Below are 1324 nucleotides of genomic sequence, written 5' to 3' on the forward strand. Positions count from 1 at the left end.
GCCTCGACCCCGGGCGACGGCGAGACGCCGCGACGCCACCGCCCCATGCTCGCGACGGCCGGACGCCGCACCGACGTCGATCCGGACGCCGCCATCGAGATGAAGTGGGACGGCTACCGGGCCCTCGTACGCGTGCAGGGCGGCGCGGTGACCCTGACCAGCCGCAACGGCAACGACCTGACCGCGGTGTTCCCGGACGTGCTCGGGCCCCTGGCCGCGGCCTCTGCCGATGCCGTGCTCGACGGCGAGATCGTCGCCCTCGACGCACGCGGGCGCCCCGACTTCGGCGCCCTGCAGACCCGCGGCGGGCTGAGCGCGCCGCGCGAGATCGAGGCGGCGGCCCGGACGACTCCCGTGCACGTGATGCTGTTCGATCTGCTCGAGCGCGCCGGCGAGGACGTCACCGCCCGCGACTACGATTCCCGCCGTGCCGCCCTCGTCGAGCTCGTCGCCGAGAACGAGCGCGTGCACCTCCCGTCGGTGTTCGACGGCGATCTGGAGGAGGCGATGGCGACCAGCCACAGCCTGGGGTTGGAGGGCGTGGTCGCCAAGCGCCACGACTCCCCCTACCGGGAGGGCAGCCGCTCCCGCGATTGGATCAAGCTCACCCACCACCGGCTCCAGGAGGTGGTGATCGTGGGCTGGAGGGAGGGCAAGGGCGGGCTGCAGGGCTCGGTCGGCGCGCTGCTGACCGCGATCCCCTGCGATGACGGGCTGGTGTACTCCGGCCGGGTCGGCACCGGTTTCAGCGACCGCGAGCGCCGCAGCCTCGTCGACCGCCTGGCTGAGCACGCGAGCGACGAGCCGGCCGTCTCGGTGCCTCCGGCCGAGTCGCGCGGGGTGCACTGGGTGTCGCCGGTGCTGGTCGGCGAGGTCCGCTACCGCGAGCGCACCTCTGCCGGCACGCTGCGGCAGCCGGTGTGGCGCGGTTGGCGAGCGGACAAGGCTGCGAGCGAGGTGCGGGTGGAGGGGCCGGGCGCGGAGGGGAGCTGAGCGCCCGTTCTCGAGCGCCGGAGCCGACGCCACCGCCCGCAACGGCTCCGGCTTCGCCGGATGAGCGGACGAACTGTCCGAGAGCGCCGTACGCGGCCGTCGCGGCCGGGGTTCTGTGGAACACGAGCGGAGCGATCTCGGTGGGCCGGGAGCTCGGCAGCTCGATCGGCGCGTTCCTGCCGATGACGATGCTGTCGACGATCCGGACGCAGCTCGAGCCCTGGCAACTGCTCGAGGCCGCGCTCGGAGGCGTCGCCGTCGCTGTCCTCGCCCGGCTCGTCTCCGCATCCGCGGGGGGGGGGGAGGGCGTGCGCGCTGGCCCTCGTGGTCG

2 protein-coding genes are annotated in these 1324 nt (G+C 74.4%); both read left to right on the forward strand.

Annotated features, from left to right (window positions below; genetic code table 11):
• Nucleotides 1–993, forward strand: a 993-nt coding sequence (gene ligD / locus ACH61_RS15460; protein WP_201787628.1) for a non-homologous end-joining DNA ligase, incomplete at its 5' end; no start/stop codon positions are given.
• Nucleotides 994–1133: 140 nt separating this feature from the next.
• A partial coding sequence (locus ACH61_RS18695) for a hypothetical protein (RefSeq protein WP_236713724.1) occupies nt 1134–1324 on the forward strand: 191 nt, incomplete at its 3' end.

It is taken from the genome of Rathayibacter tanaceti (genome assembly GCF_001634385.1).
GTDB lineage: Bacteria > Actinomycetota > Actinomycetes > Actinomycetales > Microbacteriaceae > Rathayibacter > Rathayibacter tanaceti.